This window comes from Arthrobacter bambusae, assembly GCF_030812595.1.
GTDB lineage: Bacteria > Actinomycetota > Actinomycetes > Actinomycetales > Micrococcaceae > Arthrobacter > Arthrobacter bambusae_B.
On record NZ_JAUSSZ010000009.1, the window covers coordinates 50,422 to 67,975 of the forward strand.

Annotated in this window: 22 protein-coding genes; 10 read left to right on the plus strand and 12 right to left on the minus strand. The window is 61.8% G+C overall.

Annotated features, from left to right (window positions below):
• Nucleotides 1–14: 14 nt before the first annotated feature.
• Genes J2S96_RS13155 through J2S96_RS13165 form a run of 3 tightly spaced genes read right to left on the minus strand, consistent with a single transcriptional unit; the run spans nt 15 to nt 2,871 of the window.
• A complete protein-coding gene (locus J2S96_RS13155) occupies nt 15–1,022 on the minus strand; it encodes an NAD-dependent epimerase/dehydratase family protein (RefSeq protein ID WP_306864102.1) in 1,008 nt (335 codons plus the stop codon).
• The gene (locus J2S96_RS13160) at nt 1,016–1,987 is read right to left on the minus strand and encodes an aldo/keto reductase (protein ID WP_306864105.1); all 972 of its coding nucleotides are present in this window, start codon (nt 1,985–1,987) and stop codon (nt 1,016–1,018) included. The genes J2S96_RS13155 and J2S96_RS13160 overlap by 7 nt, the downstream gene beginning before the upstream one ends.
• 38 nt (nt 1,988–2,025) lie before the next feature.
• A complete protein-coding gene (locus J2S96_RS13165; RefSeq protein WP_306864108.1) occupies nt 2,026–2,871 on the minus strand; it encodes an aldo/keto reductase in 846 nt (281 codons plus the stop codon).
• A gap of 165 nt (nt 2,872–3,036) precedes the next feature.
• Here J2S96_RS13165 and J2S96_RS13170 point away from each other — a divergent pair, with 165 nt between their 5' ends.
• The 3 genes from J2S96_RS13170 to J2S96_RS13180 all read left to right on the plus strand — a co-directional run bounded on the left by J2S96_RS13170 (nt 3,037) and on the right by J2S96_RS13180 (nt 4,544).
• The gene (locus J2S96_RS13170; protein ID WP_306864111.1) at nt 3,037–3,924 is read left to right on the plus strand and encodes a helix-turn-helix transcriptional regulator; all 888 of its coding nucleotides are present in this window, start codon (nt 3,037–3,039) and stop codon (nt 3,922–3,924) included.
• Nucleotides 3,925–4,068: 144 nt separating this feature from the next.
• Nucleotides 4,069–4,275, plus strand: a complete 207-nt coding sequence (locus J2S96_RS13175) for a hypothetical protein (RefSeq protein WP_306864113.1) — start codon at nt 4,069–4,071, stop codon at nt 4,273–4,275.
• The gene (locus J2S96_RS13180) at nt 4,272–4,544 is read left to right on the plus strand and encodes a hypothetical protein (protein WP_306864115.1); all 273 of its coding nucleotides are present in this window, start codon (nt 4,272–4,274) and stop codon (nt 4,542–4,544) included. The genes J2S96_RS13175 and J2S96_RS13180 overlap by 4 nt, the downstream gene beginning before the upstream one ends.
• Nucleotides 4,545–4,633: 89 nt before the next feature.
• On the opposite strand, the gene J2S96_RS13185 is transcribed toward J2S96_RS13180, so the two are convergent.
• Both J2S96_RS13185 and J2S96_RS13190 read right to left on the minus strand, forming a co-directional pair.
• On the minus strand, nt 4,634–4,843 hold the full coding sequence (locus J2S96_RS13185; RefSeq protein ID WP_306864117.1) for a dodecin: 210 nt from the start codon (nt 4,841–4,843) through the stop codon (nt 4,634–4,636).
• A gap of 61 nt (nt 4,844–4,904) precedes the next feature.
• On the minus strand, nt 4,905–5,624 hold the full coding sequence (locus J2S96_RS13190; protein ID WP_306864118.1) for an HAD hydrolase-like protein: 720 nt from the start codon (nt 5,622–5,624) through the stop codon (nt 4,905–4,907).
• Nucleotides 5,625–5,699: 75 nt separating this feature from the next.
• Here J2S96_RS13190 and J2S96_RS13195 point away from each other — a divergent pair, with 75 nt between their 5' ends.
• On the plus strand, nt 5,700–6,158 hold the full coding sequence (locus J2S96_RS13195) for an Lrp/AsnC family transcriptional regulator (protein WP_306864541.1): 459 nt from the start codon (nt 5,700–5,702) through the stop codon (nt 6,156–6,158).
• 22 nt (nt 6,159–6,180) lie between these two features.
• On the opposite strand, the gene J2S96_RS13200 is transcribed toward J2S96_RS13195, so the two are convergent.
• The 3 genes from J2S96_RS13200 to J2S96_RS13210 are packed head-to-tail and all read right to left on the minus strand — an operon-like array spanning nt 6,181 to nt 10,041.
• Nucleotides 6,181–7,578 carry an aspartate ammonia-lyase gene (locus J2S96_RS13200; protein ID WP_306864122.1) on the minus strand — a complete coding sequence of 466 codons (1,398 nt, stop codon included), beginning with the start codon at nt 7,576–7,578 and terminating at the stop codon, nt 6,181–6,183.
• Nucleotides 7,575–8,996 (minus strand): aldehyde dehydrogenase family protein, encoded by a 1,422-nt coding sequence (locus J2S96_RS13205; RefSeq protein ID WP_306864125.1) that lies wholly within the window; start codon nt 8,994–8,996, stop codon nt 7,575–7,577. Before J2S96_RS13205 ends, J2S96_RS13200 begins: the two co-directional genes overlap by 4 nt.
• On the minus strand, nt 8,989–10,041 hold the full coding sequence (locus tag J2S96_RS13210; RefSeq protein WP_306864128.1) for a homoserine dehydrogenase: 1,053 nt from the start codon (nt 10,039–10,041) through the stop codon (nt 8,989–8,991). Before J2S96_RS13210 ends, J2S96_RS13205 begins: the two co-directional genes overlap by 8 nt.
• 319 nt (nt 10,042–10,360) lie before the next feature.
• On the opposite strand from J2S96_RS13210, the gene J2S96_RS13215 reads away from it, so the two are divergent.
• From J2S96_RS13215 to J2S96_RS13225, 3 genes are all read left to right on the plus strand, one after another.
• Nucleotides 10,361–11,800 (plus strand): amino acid permease, encoded by a 1,440-nt coding sequence (locus tag J2S96_RS13215; protein WP_306864130.1) that lies wholly within the window; start codon nt 10,361–10,363, stop codon nt 11,798–11,800.
• A gap of 74 nt (nt 11,801–11,874) precedes the next feature.
• The gene (locus tag J2S96_RS13220) at nt 11,875–12,144 is read left to right on the plus strand and encodes a hypothetical protein (RefSeq protein ID WP_306864133.1); all 270 of its coding nucleotides are present in this window, start codon (nt 11,875–11,877) and stop codon (nt 12,142–12,144) included.
• A gap of 31 nt (nt 12,145–12,175) precedes the next feature.
• Nucleotides 12,176–12,955: an IclR family transcriptional regulator gene (locus tag J2S96_RS13225; RefSeq protein WP_306864136.1), complete on the plus strand. Its 780-nt coding sequence runs from the start codon at nt 12,176–12,178 to the stop codon at nt 12,953–12,955.
• A 9-nt stretch (nt 12,956–12,964) separates the two neighbouring features.
• Here the strand turns inward: J2S96_RS13225 and J2S96_RS13230 are convergent, their stop codons facing one another.
• The 3 genes from J2S96_RS13230 to J2S96_RS13240 are packed head-to-tail and all read right to left on the minus strand — an operon-like array spanning nt 12,965 to nt 14,961.
• Entirely contained in the window at nt 12,965–13,732 is a 768-nt protein-coding gene (locus tag J2S96_RS13230) for an IclR family transcriptional regulator (RefSeq protein ID WP_306864138.1), read from the minus strand.
• A 30-nt stretch (nt 13,733–13,762) separates the two neighbouring features.
• Nucleotides 13,763–14,515 carry a cyclase family protein gene (locus tag J2S96_RS13235; RefSeq protein WP_306864141.1) on the minus strand — a complete coding sequence of 251 codons (753 nt, stop codon included), beginning with the start codon at nt 14,513–14,515 and terminating at the stop codon, nt 13,763–13,765.
• Nucleotides 14,512–14,961: a hypothetical protein gene (locus J2S96_RS13240; protein WP_306864144.1), complete on the minus strand. Its 450-nt coding sequence runs from the start codon at nt 14,959–14,961 to the stop codon at nt 14,512–14,514. The genes J2S96_RS13235 and J2S96_RS13240 overlap by 4 nt, the downstream gene beginning before the upstream one ends.
• Nucleotides 14,962–15,109: 148 nt before the next feature.
• Between J2S96_RS13240 and mmuM the strand changes: the two genes are divergently transcribed.
• Nucleotides 15,110–16,096: a homocysteine S-methyltransferase gene (gene mmuM / locus J2S96_RS13245; RefSeq protein WP_306864147.1), complete on the plus strand. Its 987-nt coding sequence runs from the start codon at nt 15,110–15,112 to the stop codon at nt 16,094–16,096.
• A gap of 45 nt (nt 16,097–16,141) precedes the next feature.
• Nucleotides 16,142–16,579 (plus strand): GAF domain-containing protein, encoded by a 438-nt coding sequence (locus J2S96_RS13250; protein ID WP_306864150.1) that lies wholly within the window; start codon nt 16,142–16,144, stop codon nt 16,577–16,579.
• A gap of 216 nt (nt 16,580–16,795) precedes the next feature.
• Here the strand turns inward: J2S96_RS13250 and J2S96_RS13255 are convergent, their stop codons facing one another.
• Complete coding sequence (locus J2S96_RS13255; RefSeq protein ID WP_306864153.1) at nt 16,796–17,074, minus strand: YciI family protein; 279 nt, start codon at nt 17,072–17,074, stop codon at nt 16,796–16,798.
• Between the two features lie 70 nt (nt 17,075–17,144).
• Here J2S96_RS13255 and J2S96_RS13260 point away from each other — a divergent pair, with 70 nt between their 5' ends.
• The gene (locus J2S96_RS13260) at nt 17,145–17,537 is read left to right on the plus strand and encodes a DUF1304 domain-containing protein (protein ID WP_306864155.1); all 393 of its coding nucleotides are present in this window, start codon (nt 17,145–17,147) and stop codon (nt 17,535–17,537) included.
• Nucleotides 17,538–17,554: the final 17 nt, after the last annotated feature.

Genomic DNA, 17,554 nt, shown 5'->3' on the forward strand with positions numbered 1-17,554 from the left:
TGTCCTTTCAGTTGCTAGATCGGCCTCCGCGCCCATTGGACCAGTTGCTCGCTGAGCTTCATGAAGTCCTGGTTCACGTGCTTGATGCCTGGATGTTCATCATGCCACCGGACGATCTCCCGTGCGCCTGCCGCGAACGGAATTTCTGCCCGATACGAGGGCACAAGGGACTTGATCTTGGTGTTGTCGAAGACGACGGAGTGGGACCTGTCCCCGAGGAGCCCGGGGCCAAGGTCCGGGGCGTGGGCTGCGATGGTGTCCGAGGCGATGTGCACCAATTCGGGTTCCGGTGCACCTGCTGCCGTGGCGAACAGCCGGTAGACCTGGTCCCACGGGAGTGCTTCGTCCGAGGTGATGGTGTAGCTCTCTCCCACAGCCTGTGGGCGGCCGAGGAGGCCAACGAAGGCCACCGCAAAATCCTCCGCGTGGGTGAGGGTCCACAGTGAGGTTCCGTCGCCGTGGACTATCACAGGCAGGCCTTCCCGCATCCGGTGGATGTCCGTCCATCCGCCCAGCAGGGCGATCCGCGTGCGGTCATAGGTATGCGACGGCCGAACGATCGTGACGGGGAATCCCTCTTCCCGATAGGCCCTTACGAGTTGGTCTTCGCACGCGATCTTGTCCTGTGAGTACTTCCAGAACGGGTTCCGTAACGGGGTCGACTCGAGGATCGGCAAGTGTGCAGGGGGCTTTTGGTAAGCCGAAGCCGAACTGATGAACACGTACTGGCCGGTCCGGCCGCGGAACAGCTCCACGGCGTTGGACACGTGCTCAGGCGTGAAAGAGATGAAGTCCGCGACGACGTCGAACTCTCGCCCGTTCAGCACCTCCGCCACCTCGGCAGCGTTGCGGATGTCCGCCTGGAGCAGTTCCGTGCCCGGAGGGGCAGGCCTTTCTGAACTGAGGCCGCGATTGAGCATGGTGAGCCGGTGCCCCAGCGCGACGGCGCGCTCCGCCGCCGCCGCGCTGATGGTCCCTGTCCCGCCAATGAACAGAAGGCGCAACGGTGCCGACGTCACCACGCGTAGTCCTCCGGTGCGGTCCTGTGGCCCGGGAAGATGTCGTCGAGCCGCTTGAGGGCATCGGCGTCCAGGGTGACGTCCAAGGCCCCGATGGCAGCATCCAACTGCTCCTGCGTGCGCGGACCCACGATCGGTGCGGTCACGGCCGGCTGGTGCAGCAACCAGGCCAAGGCCACGTCGCCGGGCTCGTGGCCAAGGTCATCTGCAAAGTCTTCGTACTGGCGGATCTGGTCTTCGTGCTTCTTCAGGGTTTCGGCCGCCCGGCCCTCAAGGCGACGGACGCCGTTGCGTTCTTTTTTGAGTACCCCGCCCAAAAGCCCGCCGTGAAGTGGCGACCACGGGATCAGCCCGAGGCCGTACTGCTGGGCGGCCGGGATGACTTCCAGTTCCACGTTGCGGGTGAGCAGGTTGTAGATGGATTGCTCGCTGACGAGTCCGTTGTAGTTGCGCCGCGCGGCGGCCTCCTGGGCCTGGGCAATGTGCCAGCCGGCGAAGTTGCTGCTTCCGGAATACAGGATCTTGCCTTGCTGGACGGCAACTTCGATGGCCTGCCAGATCTCGTCCCACGGCGTGTTCCGGTCCACGTGGTGGAACTGGTAGATGTCGATGTAATCGGTCTGCAGGCGCTTGAGGCTGGCGTCCAAGGCACGCCGGATGTTGAGGGCCGAAAGCTTGGACTCGTTGGGGCGGTCCGTCATGGTTCCGTAGAGCTTAGTGGCCAGGACGACGCGCTCACGGCGCTCGCCGCCCTTGGCGAACCAGCGGCCCAGGATTTCCTCGGTCCATCCGCGGTGCTCCGCGCCGCCATAGACATTGGCGGTATCGAAAAAGTTGATGCCGGAGTCCAGGGCTGAGTCCATGATGGAGTGCGCTACGGATTCCTCCGTCTGCGGGCCGAAGTTCATGGTTCCGAGGCACAAGCGGGAGACGCTGAGGCCTGAGCGGCCCAAGTGGGTGTACTGCATGGTTTTGGTTTCCTTACGCTGCTGGTTTCCTTGGGGCACTACATCTGGCTGAAGGACGCGACGGCGGGGTCGGCGCCGAGGCGGGCGCCGGCGTCGAGCGCGCTGATGGCTTCCAGTTCCTCCGGGGTGAGCTGCAACGACGCCGCCGCGAGGTTCTGGCGGATCCGCTCGGGGTGGACTGACTTGGGAATGACGATATTGCCGGTTCCGAGGTGCCAGGCCAGCACGATCTGCGCCGGGGTGGCGTTGTGTGTTTCGGCGAGTTCGGTGACCGTTGCCGAGCCCAGGTCCGCTCCCTGCCCCAGCGGACTGTAGGCCTCGACGGCGATCCCGTGCGAGCGGGTCTTCGCTGCCAGTTCCCGCTGCTGGAAGGTCGGGTGCAGCTCGATCTGGTTGACTGCGGGAACGACGTCGGCCGACGCGAGGAGCGTATCGAGGTGTTCGGGCAGGAAGTTGGAGACACCGATAGCGCGGGCACCGCCGTCGGCATGGATCTTTTCCAACGCCTTCCACGCGTCCACGAAGAGGCCCTGGGAGGGAACCGGCCAGTGGATCAGGTAGAGATCGATGACGTCGAGGCCGAGTTCGCGGCGGCTCTGATCGAATGCCGCTGCGGCCCGGTCTTGTTCCCCGTTGCGGAGTTTGGTGGTGATGAAGAGTTCTTCCCGGGCAATGCCGGAAGCCTTGATTGCCGCGCCTACGCCTGATTCGTTCTGGTACGCCGCTGCGGTGTCAATGTGCCGGTAGCCGGCCTCCAGTGCGTCCTCAACGGCCTTCTGGGTCTCGGCAGGTGGGACCTGGAAGACGCCGAAGCCCAACTGGGGGATGGTGACCGAGTTGTTCAAGACGAGCCCGGGAACGGTTGAATTCTGAGCGTTGGACATGTCCGGCCTTTTCGTCGCTGGTGGGTGGATCGCCTAACTGGCTTTTTCGAGCCTATGCACTATCGACGCAACAATCAGTAGTTTTGACGCCCCCTGTTTTTCCTAGGACTCGCAGTCCTACCTTGGCTGTGGAAACAGGCCCTTTCGTGAGGGAAGAATAGGGTCATGGGTCAAAGCGCAGAGTTCGGAAAATTCCTCAAAGCCATGCGTGCACGGATGTCCCCCGAGGATGCAGGCTTGCCGGAGGCGTCCGGTGCACGCCGCGTTCCCGGGCTGCGCAGGGAAGAGATTGCCCGTTTGGCCGATGTCAGCACGGACTATTACACGCGCCTTGAACAGGGCCGCCATATCCATCCGTCCCGGGCCGTTCTTGAATCGGTGTCCAGGGCACTCCGCCTGGATTCCAGCGAGCACTCGCACATGATGGACCTGCTTGAGCACTGCGCCGAGAGCGCCAAAGCGCCGACTCCCACGCCCCGCGTGCGGCCGGCACTGCGCCAACTTCTGGACGCCGTCGGCGACGTTCCGGCGCTCCTGCTTGGCCGACGCAGTGACGTGCTTGGAGCCAATCGCATGGCGACCTTGCTGTTTGCCGACTTCCCGGCCATGCCTGCTGCCGAACGAAACCTCACGCGCTGGCTGATCCTGGATCCGCAGGCACGCGAACTGTTCCGGGACTGGAAGACGGTTGCCGCGGAGGCAGCCGGTTCCTTGCGTGCGGACACGGGGCGGCATCCCGATGATCCCCAAGCCAACCAGCTCGTAGGCGAACTTGCCGTGAACAGCGAGCACTTCCGGCAGTGGTGGGCCGGTCATCGAGTTGCGGCACGTTCAGCCGGGACAGTCCGCCTGCACCACCCCACCGTCGGGGACGTGGAACTGAACTTCGAGAATCTGGCCCTCCCGCAGGACCCGGACCAAGTCTTGCGGGTCTACTCCGCGAAGGCCGGGTCGCCGTCGGACGATGCCCTGAAATTGTTGGGCAGCTTCGGTGCGGGAACGACGACGTCGAGCCCGGAGTGGGCCGAGCGTCATGCAATGGACGAGAGCTGAGGACGTTTCAGCAAAAGTGCTCTACGTCACTGTGCTGTTGCATAGTGAAGTAGCGCAATTCTGTCTATGTGCCCATTGGGCGGCTTTTAAAACGCGCTTACGCTGAATCCAGACCTTTTCGCATATCAAGGATGGAATTCAACGATGAAACGCATCGCGCTGCTGAGGGAGCGGGCAACAACCGCCGGGTCGGCGGGATCCACGGGATCGCACTGCCCTGCATCCGGCCAGTGGAGCCCTGAGTGCGAGCCCCACGTGGTGCGCACGTTCTTCGAAGGCCACGTCTTCCCGTCCCACAACGGTGCGGCAACAGTCTGGCACCGCAAGTACCTGGTCGCCCAGTCCCGATGAGTCCCGAAACCGTGGGCGCGTGGGGCCCAAGCCACTTCACGACGTCGGCCCAGCGGCCCGCTGGAGCGGCACTTCGCCTGCCGCCGTCGAAGTGGTCCGAACTCAGCCCCGGCGAGACCGTTTGGATCCACGATGACAACTGGGGCTTCGACGCCGGCATTGTGGACGAAGTTTCCTCCGACCACGAATTCCTGTGGATCGACTTTGCCGGCCGTGGCCGGCGACTCCTCTGTGGCGGTGACCCCGTCCAAGTCTGGACCCGCGGGTGAGTCCAGCCTCGCAACAGATGGCCGTCAACCTTTCCACAGAAAGGCTGACGGCCATCGTCTTTCTCGGGGGTTGCGGCCGAACGCTCGTACTAACGCTCCAGGCGGAACCCGAGCTTGATGGTTACCTGCCAGTCGGCAACTGCGCCTTCGTTTAGGTGGCCGCGGATTTCCTTGACCTCAAACCAGTCAAGGTTCCGAAGGGTCTGGCTTGCGGCCGCAATGCCGTTCTTGATCGCGGCGTCGACGCCCTCGGACGAGGTTCCAACAACTTCGGAAACGCTATATGTGTGGTCAGCCATTCTTGCTCCTCATGATCGTCCTCTAGCCTGAACTGCGGGTCTGGCAGGCCGTGAAAGCAGACTAGCCGACGCGGGGCCGGGGGACTAGGGGTCTCGTTGCTGCCAGGACCATCGGCAGCAAGGCTGCGGGTGAGGCGACGACGGCGGCAGCGTGCGACGCTTCCTCATTCCCCCCGTATCCCCAGAGCGCGTAAAACGTGGAAATTCCGTGTTGGGCTGCTCCTGCGACATCGTAGCTTCTGTCGCCGACCATTACCGGGCGAGAGACGTCGATGCCCTGGGAGGCGAGCCGGAGCAGTGCTTCACCGATGACCTCTGCCTTGGTCGCTCTTTTTTCAACGTCCGACGCCCCGCAAATGCTGATGAAGCTGCTCTCGATTCCGAAGCGTCGTGCGAGGCGCAGTGCCTGATCTTCCACTTTGGAGGTAGCAACAGCCATTGGGATTCCGGCCAACTCCAGTTGCTCCAGCAACTCGATGACCCCTTCGTACAGACTGGATTGCTCCGCGCCGTGATCCGCGTATGCCTTGCGGTAATGTTGGAGGGCTCTCTGGGCAGTCGCTTCATCCAGCCCGGAGACTGTTCTGAATGAATCCACCATCGGCGGTCCGACGAACCCGAGCAGTTCATCCGGTGACGGGACAGGCGCTCCTACGGATTCCAAGGCCTGGGCGGCACTGGAAGTAACTCCTGCCGCCGAGTCGATGAGCGTTCCATCCATGTCGAACAGGACGCAGGTGATGTCGCCGATCGGCGGGCGGGTGTGATGCGGAAGTATCATCTTTTTTGGAGCTTTCGGTCGTGGATCTGGTTCTGCGTGGGTTGTGCACGGGAATTTACTTTTTGAAGGGTTGGCATCGACCGAGTGAGTCTTGATCACATCGACCAGAGGATCCTTGCGGAACTCACCAAGAACGCACGCATTAGTCATGCCGAACTGGCAAGCAAAGTCCTGCTTTCAAGGAACGCCGTGCGGCAGCGGGTGGACCGGATGGAACGGCAAGGGTATATCCAGGGATATACGGTGGTTGCCGGCACATCCGGGCAAAGCCCCGTCTCGGCCTTCCTCATGGTTTACAGGAAGGACCGCGTTCGGGGTTCGGACGTCGTCACTGTTTTGCGCTCGATTCCGGAAGTGGTCTTGTGCGATGTCGTCAGTGGTGACTTTGATCTTCTGGTAAGGCTTGAAGCCCGGTCCTTGGAGAGAGTCCAAGAGATTTGGGAGCAGATCGCCGCCCTTCCAGGTGTCACGGATACAGTGACGGCCATGACGCTTTCCAGTCTCATCCGGCGTGAGGTGGATCCGACCTCGTGACCCTTTAGCGGTCAAACCGCTTTCATGTGGGTGCACTTGGCTGGAATGCAGCGGATTCAAGGATCGATCGAGCAACGGCCCGGTCCAGGAGTTTTCTTTCTGTGACCACGTCGAGAATGGTCGATCCATCCCGGAGGGCTTCCTTTGCTACTTCCGCTGCCGCTACATAGCCGATGGCCGGTACCAGTGCTGTTGCAAGGCCTGCGGATGCTGCTGTCTGGCCCGCGATACGCGCAATGTTCGCTTCGATGCCTTCCAAGCAGTGCGTCCGGAGAATGCGTGCTCCTTGTTTGAGCCACGAGACGCCTTGAAGCAGGACATGCGCGATAACCGGCTCGAAGGCATTGAGCTGGAGCTGGCCGTTGTCTGCCGCCATGGTGACCGTTGTGTCGGCTCCTGCAACGGCGAACGCGATTTGATTCACCGTCTCCGGAATCACAGGGTTGACCTTCCCCGGCATGATGGATGACCCGGCTTGGCGAGGAGGCAAAGTGATTTCACCAAAGCCGTTCTGCGGTCCGCTGGACAGCAAGCGAAGGTCGCTGCTGATTTTGGACAGTTTGATTGCCGTCCGTTTCAGCATGCCCGACATGTGCATGAAAACCCCGACATCGGACGTGGCCTCGACCAGATCGGCGGCAGGAACGAATGTGACGCCGGAGATCTCAGAGAGTGCCCGCAGGGCCAAGCACCGATAGCCGGGTTCGGCGGTGATGCCGGTGCCGATGGCCGTGGCGCCCAGACTGCACTCACGCATCAGCTCGGTCGACTCATGGAGCCGTGAGCGCTCTTCCTCCAAAGTGGCGGCGAAGGCGTTGAACTCCTGGCCAAGGGTCATCGGTACCGCGTCCTGAAGCTGGGTCCTGCCCATCTTCACCACAGCGCCGAACTCGGCACCTTTGCTTCTGGCCGTTTCTGCGAGGTGGCCGAGTTCCTGATTGAGCTCCGCAGCCGCGAAGGTGAGGGCCAGTTTGATTGCTGTTGGATAGGTGTCATTGGTCGATTGGCATCGATTGACATGGTCAATGGGGTGCAAGTGCTGGTAGTCGCCGCGGCGGTGGCCCAGTTTTTCCAGGGCGAGGTTCGCGATCACTTCGTTGGCGTTCATGTTGGTGCTCGTTCCCGCACCGCCTTGAATAACGTCAACGCAAAACTGTTCGTGGTGAAGTCCGTCCTGGATTTCCTGGCACGATTCACGGATTGCTGCTGCTTGCCGGGGTGAAAGCACGCCTAGTTCGCAGTTGGCCACCGCCGCGGCGTTCTTGATCATTGCCAGAGCGCGAACCAAGTGGGGGTGGGAGGAAACGGGGATGCCGCTAATGGTGAAGTTTCCCAGCGCGCGGGCGGTATGCGCCCCCCAGTATGCGCTGTCCGGTACGGGAATGTTTCCCAGCGAGTCAGCCTCGTTGCGGGTTTTCATGGCTTCGCGTTCCTTATGCAGACCACCTTCGGCTGGGTCATCTCTTCGTAAGCGAAATGGACCCCTTCCCTGCCCATGCTTCCGTACTTGGACCCTCCAAACGGCATGCCGTCAAAGCGGTAGTCCGAAGAATCATTGATCATCACCCCGCCTGCATCGAGCCGCTTGGCCGCTTGCATCGCGCTTCCCAAGGAATCCGTGAAAATGCCGGCATGCAGGCTGAATTCGATGGCGTTTGCTACTTCGATGGCGTCTTCGAAGGTGTTGAAGGCATGCAGCATGGCCACGGGTCCGAACACTTCTTCCTTCCAGAGCCTGCTGTCCGCCGGGACGGTTTCCAGGACAGTCGGCCGAAGCACATTGCCCTCCGCCATGTTGCCGGCAAGAACGGTTGCACCGTCCTGGATCGCCTCATCCAGCTTCGCTTGGAGTTCGAGCAACGCGGCGGAGCTGATCATCGGGCCAACGTCCGTCCCCTCATCCCATGGATCTCCGGCAACCAATCGGGCCGTCGCTTCCAGGAAGCGGCGGCGGAAGTCAGCGTACAAGGATGTGGCTACCAGTATCCGCTGTACCCCTACACAGTTCTGGCCAGCGGCCCAGAACGCTCCGGAGACACAGGAATCCACGGCGTCGTCAATGTCTGCATCGCTCATGATGATGACTGGCGCGTTTCCGCCGAGGTCCATGGATAGCTTCTTCAGGCCGGCGGCTCGGGCAATGCTTTCCCCGGTGGAAAACCCGCCGGTGAAGGAGACCATTCGCACATCCCTGGACCGGATGATGGTTTCGGCCACCTCCCGGTCACCGTGAACAACGGTCAGAACGTCTTGTGGGAGCCCGGCGTCCACCAAGGCGTCCGCGAGCAGCTGCGCCGAGAGGGGAGTCAGCGCCGAGGGTTGGAGGACAACGGCGTTTCCCCCAGCAATGGCCGGACCGATCTTGTGCGCCACCAGGTTGAGGGGGTCATTGAAGGGCGTGATGGCTGCGATGATGCCGAGCGGTTCCCGCGAGTACCAGCCCGTCCGGTCTTCCGAGCCCTCGTATGAGTCAAACGGGATGACTTCGCCGGCGTTCCTGCGTGCTTCGACTGCGGACAGCCTTAGCGTGTTGACAGCTCGCAGCACTTCCTTTCGTGCCTGGCGAATGGTTTTCCCCGACTCGGCAACTATGGTCTGTGCGAACTCCTCGTTGCGGTGCTCGATGGCCGTAGCTGCGGCGTCGAGGATCTTGCCGCGTGCGTTGCGAGACAGGGCCTGCGCTTTCCGCGCGCCGGACCGGGCCACTTCGAGGACGGCTTCCACGGAAGAAACATCGCTCAGAGGAACCGCGCCGACGATCCTGCCATCGTAGGGACTCGTTACTTCACGGAACTTCGGCACTACGGTTTCCTGGGCGCAAAGCGTGGAACTAGACATGTGCGGCCACCCCTGACTTGGCTGCGTGCATCGCGATGATGTCCGACAGTAGGGCATATGCGGTCTCTACGCGACCGGCGCCGGGTCCGGAGACGGTGACCGGACCAAGGAGGTCAGTGTCGAAGGAGACGGCGTTCGTCGCTCCCGAAACCCCGGAGAGCCCGTGGTCGAGGGGGAGCGCGACCGGGGTTACGCCAGCTGTGACAGTGCCGTCAGGGTTCCGCCGGGCCGAACCGACGAGCTTCCAGCGGCGCCGCTCCCGGGATGCCTTCTGGATATCTTCGGCGGTGACGGTCGAGATACCTTGCCGCTGGACATCCTTGAGTTCGATGCCCGCGTCGAGCAATTCGTTAGCGAGGATGAGGACCTTGAGCTGGACATCGTAGCCCTCTATGTCCGCGGCAGGGTTTGCCTCCGCGTAGCCAAGTTCCTGCGCCTCGACGATGGCCGCCTCAAAATCAAGGCCGGCTTCCATCTGGCCGAGGACATAGTTGCTCGTGCCGTTGAGGATGCCTTCGAAGCCGTTTAGCTTGAGGCCCGCGAACATCTGCTTAGCCAACCGGATCACCGGAGTTCCGCTCATGACGGCTCCCTCGAACTCGAAGTGGACACCGTTTTGTTCGGCCAAGGAGGTGAGTTCGGCTCCGCGAAGGGCAACGGGGCCCTTGTTCGTGGTGCAGACGCTCTTACCGGATTCGAGTGCCCAACGTACGTGCGAGACTGCCGGTTCGCCGTCGTCGGGGTTCGTGAAGGTGGCTTCGCAGATGATGTCGGCGGTGCAGGTGCGGATGACCGACTCATTGTTGGTATCCGCGGATCCCCCGTGCTCGGCGAAGGTTTCACTCCCGTCTCCGAGTGCCAGGGCCCAGAAGAGATCAATGCCGTCTGGCCGGACCAGGGAACCGAGCCGGAGATCGGTGATGGCAACGACGCGGAGGCCGAAGCCCAGCTCGGATCGAAGGCCCTCTGCGCGGGTTGCTATCAGTTCTGCCAGGGTCCTGTTGACGCCGCCAAAACCGATCAGGGCAATGTCATAGGTGGTCATGGTGCTCCTTCAGTCAGTTACATCGGTGATCCAATATTCACTGCATTCCATGTCAGTCAGGGCATGTGATTCCGACCGAAAAGCAGGGCGAACCGACCATCCGCATGCCGTTTCGACATGCACGCCGACAAGTAATATGTGCAACATATGCATGGTCAAATGTTTTTAATGACCAATGAGGCCGCGTTGTGTTATCTTCATCACCATCCTCTTTTCGCGGCTCCGGCTATCCGTATGACCTTTCGATCCCCCTTGAAGTTCACGCGCACGTCCGCATTTTGATCCGACCATCGAACTGACCACCGACCCGGGAGACATCATGGAATCCTTATCACCCGTCACGCTAGAACAGCAGCGTCCAGCCCTGCCGTCGCCTGAATCCGGGCTTCGCCGGTCAATGGGACACAGGCATCTGGTCATGATCGCCATGGGTGGCGTGATCGGTTCGGGGCTCTTCTTGAGTTCCGGCTATACGATCTCCCAAGCCGGGCCGCTCGGCGCGGTCATCGCCTATTTGATTGGCTCCTTCGTGGTCTATCTGGTGATGGCATGCCTTGGCGAACTTGCCATTGCATACCCGGTCTCGGGAGCGTTCCACATCTACGCATCGCGCTCGATCGGGCCAGCCACGGGCTTCACCACGGCCTGGCTCTATTGGCTTTGCTGGGCGGTAGCCATCGGGTCTGAATTCACGGCGGCAGGCCTCCTCATGCAGCGTTGGTTTCCAAGCATCGACGTGTGGGTTTGGTGCGTGATCTTTGCGGCCGTGCTTTTCGGCCTCAATGCCGTCTCTTCGCGATTCTTCGGAGAAACGGAGTTCTGGTTCGCCATCATCAAGGTCGGCGCCATCATCGTCCTGATCGTGCTCGGCGGCGCTGCACTGTTTGGTTTCCACCCGCTGAGCGAGTCCGGAAATCATCCCTTCCTCCTTGAGAACTTCAACACCGGAGGCGGCCTCTTTCCCAACGGATTTACGGGCGTCCTCGTCACCGCGCTTGCAGTGTTCTACGCTTTCTCCGGCTCGGAACTCATCGGCGTGGCGGCAGGCGAAACGGCGGATCCCGCGAAAAGCATTCCCAAGGCCATGCGCAGCACCGTTGTGCGCCTGCTGATCTTTTTCGTCGGGGCCATCGCGGTCATCGCTGCCACAATCCCGTTCGACCAGGTCGGCCTGGACCAGAGCCCGTTCGTGACGGTCTTTTCCTCAATCGGTATTCCCTTTGCCGCCGACGCGATGAACTTTGTCATCATTACGGCGCTCCTTTCCGCGGGCAACAGCGGGCTCTTCTCCTGCGCGCGCATGCTGTACTCGCTCGCGGACGAAGGACATGCGCCCAAGGCTTTGCGGAAGCTGACCCGACGGGGCATCCCCATGATTGCGCTCTCCGTGAGCATGGTGGGTGGACTAGCTTCGCTGATCAGCAGCGTGGCCGCGCCCGAGACGGTGTACCTGGCCCTCGTGTCGGTGGCAGGGTTCGCCGTCGTCGGCGTGTGGATGTCCATCGCCGCATCACATTTCTTCCACAGGAGGGCATTCGTGAAGAATGGCGGCGACGTCGCTGGTCTTCCCTACAAAGCCCCGTTGTTCCCCCTGATCCCGATCTTGGCCTTCTCGCTCTGCTTCATTTCGTTGATCGGCATTGCGTTCGACCCCAACCAGGTCGCCGCGCTCTACTTTGGAATCCCCTTTGTGGGAGCCTGCTACGCCTTCTTCCATTTCAAATACGGACGCAAGGCACGCGCGGCCGAGGCGGAATGACAGCATCTTCTATTCAGTTTCGCGGCCCGGGGACTTTTGTGTCCCCGGGCGCGAAGCCGAGCAACGGATAAATCATGATTTCACAGCACTTGATGCACCAAGCGGGCAGATCGCCGCAAGAGATTGCCGCCGGTGTGGACCATGACATCGAAGAGCTTGTCTGCGACCCGCAGAGCGCGTGGGAGATGCGTAATATCGCCGCCGTGCTGTTCGGAAAACGGGGCGGCGAAGAAATCACCATTACGGAGATGGAAACAGCGAACTCAGCAATCCTCGCAGACCTTTACACGGTGTGGGCCGGAGGGAGCCGGATCCTGGTCAACTGCGCGAGCATGTCAGAATAGGCGTGGTTGTCGGGCGGAAGGAGCAGCGAGAGTGGATTCTTCCTCGGAAGCGTCGTCCATGGCGCAAGGGCTCCGGATTGTGCGCCTAGTCGCGGACCGGGAGAAGTGGGGTCGGCGGCTTCTCGGCGTTTCCCAGCTCGCATCGGAGCTGGACATGGAACAAAGCCGCGTGTCGCGCCTCACCCAGGAATTGTGTGATCTGGGACTTCTGGAACGGGTCGAACGGGGGCCGTTTAGGACGGGACAACGGTTTTTCTCACTAGCGGCATCGTTCAATACCGGATGGATTCGCGAATCAAGAACCGAGTTGGAGGCTTTGGTCGCATCGTTCGGCCTTCGATCAAGGATTTCTGTCCGGGTCGGCTACCGGGCAACCCTCCTGCGCGCGTCCAGCAATGACGCCCTCCCTGGCAGCTTTGTGAAGCCCGGGATGGTGACGCCTGCGTGGTGCACCGGATCTGGCCGTGCACTCCTGTGGGACCACAATCAGGCCGCCATCCAAGAACTGCTCAAGGACGTCAACTTCATCGGAGTCGGTGGCCCCGGGGCGGCCCACTCGCCCGGGGAAGTTTCCGAATTGATGGATCGAGACAGAGCCCGCGACTTCATTCTGGCGGCGGAAGAATTTGAGCACGGCGTCTACGAGTTGGCCGTTCCCGTCCGCAGCCCTGAGGGAACCATCCTCGCATCGCTTAGTGTCCTGGGCAGCCGGCCGGAGATCGAGCCCAGGGCAGGGAAAATCGCCAAGGTCTTGGCGGAGGCCGCAAATCGGCTCGGAACCAGTCACCCCGGTCCCGAGGACCGGTCCTAGCCGGGCTTGCTACTGCGAGGAGGAGTGACCCAGAGCCGACTCAAGCCACTTTCCCCAGGACACCAGGGCTGCTGCGCCAGCCTCCCTTTTGGGCTCCAAGCGTGCCTTGGGACCAACGACCTGCAGTGCAGCAACCACTTCGTCTTTGAAGTCTCGGACCGGAACGGCCAATGAATACAAGCCCGGCTCGGCCTCCTCATCGACGATGGAATACCCGCGCCGCCTAGCCGCATGCAGGCGGGTCAGGAAGTCCTCGATGTCAACAGGCGTGTTGGGTCCATGGCCTACGAAAGCCACATCCGCCAAGATAGTCCGTACCTCGGAATCTGACGCCTGCCATAGCAGTGCCTGGCCAGCATCGCTGCAGTAAGCGGGGTACGGCCGGCCCAGCCATGAACCCACCAGATCGCTACCTGCCGGGACGCGCTCGCCGATGGTGACCGTGCTGTCCCCGTTGAGCACCCCAAGGAAGCAACCTTCGTTCGTCTCGGCAGCCAAGCCTTCTAGCGCCGTGGCGCCGTCGGTCTGCAGCCGCCGCTCGGTCAACAGCTGGGCGTCGGTAAAGAGTGACCAATCCAGGGTGTACGACCGCTGCTCCGTGCGTTCCAGGAAGCCTTCCTGCTGCGCACCCCGAAGGCTGCGCGAAACCTGGCTGCGGTCTTTGCCCAGATCGGCTGCAATGTCGGCCACTGTTCCGCCTGGCAGTCCTTCTTTGGTGCGGGAGCCGACTGCAAGGAGGGCCATGATTCCCCGGCCCATGCTGGATGTCTTGGACATGGATCCGATTCTAGCGGCGGGGGCTGCGTCTTAGTGGATGGCAAAGACCCTTGCAGGAAAACCGCTACCCTCCAGAGGTTTCGGCCAGGTGGCAATGAGGGCGGCGCCCTTTTCGGGAAGTCCGTCCAAGTTCGCCAGGAGCTCGATCTGCCACCGGTCCCGGGCGAGAACGTAGGTCTCCAAGCTGAAATCGTGGCGGGAGGTAGCTAGTCCTGGATCAGTGTCGGTCTGTTCGTGACCAACGGCAGCAACCGATCGCCGTTCAATCAGATAAGTGAGCACGTCCTGCGACCAGCCCGGGGTGTGGCTGACACCGTCGCTGTCCTTGTTGGCCATGGCCGCTGTGTCGGGCCAGCGCTGGCTCCAGCCTGTCCGCAATGCTACGAAGCAGCCCGCGGGGATTTCGCCGTTTCGGCTTTCCCACGCTTGAATGTCCTCCAGCGTGGGGGTGGCGTCGGCGTTGACCTTGACCCGGTTGGCGATGTCCAGGATGACCAGTGGAAGGAGCATGTCCTCGACGGGAACTTGGTCCAAGGTCCGCCCGCCGCGGATGAAATGCGAGGGCGGATCAACGTGGGTTCCCCATTGCCCGACGATCGAGTAGCGGTGGGCTGTGAAACCATCGCCTTTTTCGAGGTCGAACACAGCTTCCCTTGTCTCGTCGGGGAAAGAAGGGAAGTGCGGTTGGCCTGGATGGAACGCGTGCGTGAGGTCGGTAAATGATCTTCCGGCGAGCAAGGGCCCCAGGCCCTCCCAAAGACTAGCGCAGGTGGATTCGATCATGATGCGGCCGTGGTCCCGATGGCTGCCTCCAGCGCGGTGCTGGAGACGCTGATGGGTCCGGACAATTCGATGACCGGAACTTCCCAAGGGTGGATTTCCATAATGCGACGGGTGAACCGGTCCACCGCGGCGTCGTCTAGCGCAGCCTCGAAGTACGTCGTGAAAACGAAGGTCGGCGAAATTGTCTGCATCCCCACCTTGCCCAACGTGGGGTTGGCGTGCTCGGTCACGGTAAACCCTTCGAAACCCAAGCCGGACTCAAAGACGTGCCGGTACTTTCCGAAGTCCCCCAGGTCAACGAATTCGGTCAAGGCCTGGAGCAGCGCCGCGATGCCTTGGTCGTCCTTAAACGCCTCGGCTTCGCCCGCGGCAAGCCGCGAGAAGGTCTCCGACGTAACGGGCCAATGTACGCGCAACTTACGTACTGATTTCATCTCAATGTTCAAGGGAATGCCTCTTCCTTGCGGATCTCGCAGATTGCTTGACTGCCATGGTGACATAGAGTGATGATCATTACAAGCAATAGAAAATGCGTATTACGATCACACTCTTTACAAGAAAGAGTGACGCCGAACTGCTTTGGAGACCTGAAACATGTCCGTTAGTACTACGCTTTCCCGCATGCTCGACGTCGGTTCGGTCCTGACGCTGGATGGCGCACTCGCCACTGAACTTGAGGCGCGCGGCTGCGATTTGCGAGACCCGCTGTGGTCGGCAAGGGTCCTTTTGGAACAGCCGCAGTTGATCAAGCAGGTTCACCAGGATTACTTCGGCGCGGGGGCCGCGATCGCCATAACGGCGAGCTACCAGGCCACGCCCCAAGGATTTGTCCAGCGCGGTATTGGCGAGGCAGAAGCCTTGGGGTTGGTGGCCTTGAGCGTGCGGCTGGCCGATGAAGCTCGGCGTGATTACCTGGACGAAAACCCGGATGCCGGTCCCCTGCTGATTGCGGGCTCCGTGGGCCCCTATGGCGCCTACCTCGCGGACGGATCGGAGTACCGCGGTGACTACATCCTCGGCCCGGGCGAGTTCATGGAGTTTCACAGGCCTCGGGTCGCTGCGCTGGTGGAGGCTGGAGCGGACTTGCTGGCCATTGAGACGTTGCCTTCCTTTGCGGAGGCAGAGGCACTGTTGGCCCTTGTGGAGGAATTCGACGTCGAGTCCTGGTTTTCGTTCACGCTCCGGGATGGGGAGCACATCAGCGACGGCACGCCACTGTCCGAGGTGGCCACGCTTTGTTCCTCGCAGCCGCGAGTTGTTGCCATCGGGGTGAATTGCGTGCCGTTGGAATTGGTCTCTCCATCACTCGAGGCCTTGAGCGAAGTCACCTCAATCCCGTTGATCGCGTATCCGAATTCGGGAGAAAGTTACGACGCGCTTACCAAGACCTGGGCCCCTGTCGCGGCTGGGGACAGCGCGGACGGCAAACAGCATTCGAGACTTGCGGAAAGCGTGGCCGCCTGGAAGGCGCTTGGGGCCCGCCTCATCGGCGGGTGCTGCAGGACGACGCCGCACGATATTGCCGCCGTCGCCGTGCTGTCCGCGCAAAACCGGGACCGCGGAACTCCGCCCACCCACTAGCATTAGCTTCATGAGTGCCAATGACGGTTCTGGCGCCGGGAGGGCTTGCTGCGAGTCCTTTACGATACGGCCACCGACCCGACGGGCATCCGCGATGTGGAGGCAGTGCTCAAAGCCATCGTCCGGCGCACCCGGTCATTGATCGGCAGTGACGTCGCCTACTTGAGCCTGAACGACTATGACAGCGGTGAGTCCTACGTCCGGGTGACCGACGGCGCAACAACCGCACTCTTCCGCAACATCCGCATGCCGCTAGGCGAAGGCGTGCTCGGCGCAGTCGCGACCGGCGAGGCGCCCGCCCAGAGCGCCGATTACTTAAACGACGAGTCCAAATCGCATCTGGAATCCAGCGACACTGCTGTGGCGGCCGAGGGCGTCCGGGCCATCATGGGTGTTCCCCTTCGGGCGGAAGGGAAGGTAATCGGTGCGCTCTGGTCGCCGACAGGCACGCGCACTTGTTCAGCAGTGATGACATTGCCTTGATGGAATCCATTGGCACCCACGCAGCCGTCGCGCTGGAAAACGCCCGGCACTTCAGCGAAATGGCCAGCGCCCTCACGCGGCTAGACCAAGCGCACCGGCAGAACCTGATCAACGTACAGGCCCTGGAGGAGCTCTCGACCGTAGACCGCCGGCTCATGTGCGGGGACAGTGGCGCGCGGGGACGGTGGCGCGCCCCAAAGATCCTCCGAGTGCTTCTTAGCCGAAATGCACGGCGTTCCACTCGAGGATTCGAGGGTCGGCGAGCCCTTCGGTGGTGAAGGGATCACCTGCGATGAAGCGTTCGGCATCCTCGCGCGAGGTAAAGATCCCCATCGACCCGGCGGCAGGATCCGGGGTCTGGAATGGTCCGAGAGCAATAAGGCCGCCGCCTGCGGCACGGAACGCCTCGTAATATTCTTTGTGGCGGGGGTAGGTCTCGAGAACGCGCGAGCGGTCAACGCCATTGCGCAGGCTGTACATCACGACGAATTCCATATAACCGATCCTACCTACCACTGCTGGTTCACTCCGCCGTTCCAAGCGACGCGGAGGCTAGGATCAGCACATGATCCTGGCCTCCCTGCTTTTCGCCCTGCTTGCCGGCTTGTTGCACGTCTACATCTTCAGCATGGAGTCCATCACCTGGAGCCGTCCGGCCACGTGGAAGCGCTTCAGCGTCGCTTCCCAATCCGACGCCGAAACCACAAAGCCCCTCGCGTACAACCAGGGTTTCTACAACCTCTTCCTCGCCGTCGGCGCGCTCGCCGGCATTGTCTTCGTCGCGCTCGGCCACCCGCAGGTGGGTTGGACGCTAGTCTTCAGCTCCTGCGGCTCCATGCTGCTGGCGGCAATCGTGCTTGCCTTGAGCGGCAAGAAGTACCTCCGTGCCGCGGTTCTCCAAGGTACGACGCCGCTGCTCGCCGTCTTGCTCGGCGTCCTCGCCGTCGCGCTCGGGTGAGCGGAAGGCCTCGCCGG

Bases quoted from the DNA above. Each gene is read 5' to 3' on its own strand.
- J2S96_RS13235 (WP_306864141.1), bottom strand. From the start codon at position 14,515: ATGATCGAATCCACCTGCGCTAGTCTTTGGGAGGGCCTGGGGCCCTTG.
- J2S96_RS13175 (WP_306864113.1), top strand. From the start codon at position 4,069: ATGAAACGCATCGCGCTGCTGAGGGAGCGGGCAACAACCGCCGGGTCG.
- J2S96_RS13180 (WP_306864115.1), top strand. From the start codon at position 4,272: ATGAGTCCCGAAACCGTGGGCGCGTGGGGCCCAAGCCACTTCACGACG.
- J2S96_RS13160 (WP_306864105.1), bottom strand. From the start codon at position 1,987: ATGCAGTACACCCACTTGGGCCGCTCAGGCCTCAGCGTCTCCCGCTTG.
- J2S96_RS13260 (WP_306864155.1), top strand. From the start codon at position 17,145: ATGATCCTGGCCTCCCTGCTTTTCGCCCTGCTTGCCGGCTTGTTGCAC.
- J2S96_RS13210 (WP_306864128.1), bottom strand. From the start codon at position 10,041: ATGACCACCTATGACATTGCCCTGATCGGTTTTGGCGGCGTCAACAGG.
- J2S96_RS13190 (WP_306864118.1), bottom strand. From the start codon at position 5,624: ATGATACTTCCGCATCACACCCGCCCGCCGATCGGCGACATCACCTGC.
- J2S96_RS13255 (WP_306864153.1), bottom strand. From the start codon at position 17,074: ATGGAATTCGTCGTGATGTACAGCCTGCGCAATGGCGTTGACCGCTCG.
- J2S96_RS13205 (WP_306864125.1), bottom strand. From the start codon at position 8,996: ATGTCTAGTTCCACGCTTTGCGCCCAGGAAACCGTAGTGCCGAAGTTC.
- mmuM (WP_306864147.1), top strand. From the start codon at position 15,110: ATGTCCGTTAGTACTACGCTTTCCCGCATGCTCGACGTCGGTTCGGTC.
- J2S96_RS13215 (WP_306864130.1), top strand. From the start codon at position 10,361: ATGGAATCCTTATCACCCGTCACGCTAGAACAGCAGCGTCCAGCCCTG.
- J2S96_RS13230 (WP_306864138.1), bottom strand. From the start codon at position 13,732: ATGTCCAAGACATCCAGCATGGGCCGGGGAATCATGGCCCTCCTTGCA.
- J2S96_RS13220 (WP_306864133.1), top strand. From the start codon at position 11,875: ATGATTTCACAGCACTTGATGCACCAAGCGGGCAGATCGCCGCAAGAG.
- J2S96_RS13185 (WP_306864117.1), bottom strand. From the start codon at position 4,843: ATGGCTGACCACACATATAGCGTTTCCGAAGTTGTTGGAACCTCGTCC.
- J2S96_RS13200 (WP_306864122.1), bottom strand. From the start codon at position 7,578: ATGAAAACCCGCAACGAGGCTGACTCGCTGGGAAACATTCCCGTACCG.
- J2S96_RS13170 (WP_306864111.1), top strand. From the start codon at position 3,037: ATGGGTCAAAGCGCAGAGTTCGGAAAATTCCTCAAAGCCATGCGTGCA.
- J2S96_RS13165 (WP_306864108.1), bottom strand. From the start codon at position 2,871: ATGTCCAACGCTCAGAATTCAACCGTTCCCGGGCTCGTCTTGAACAAC.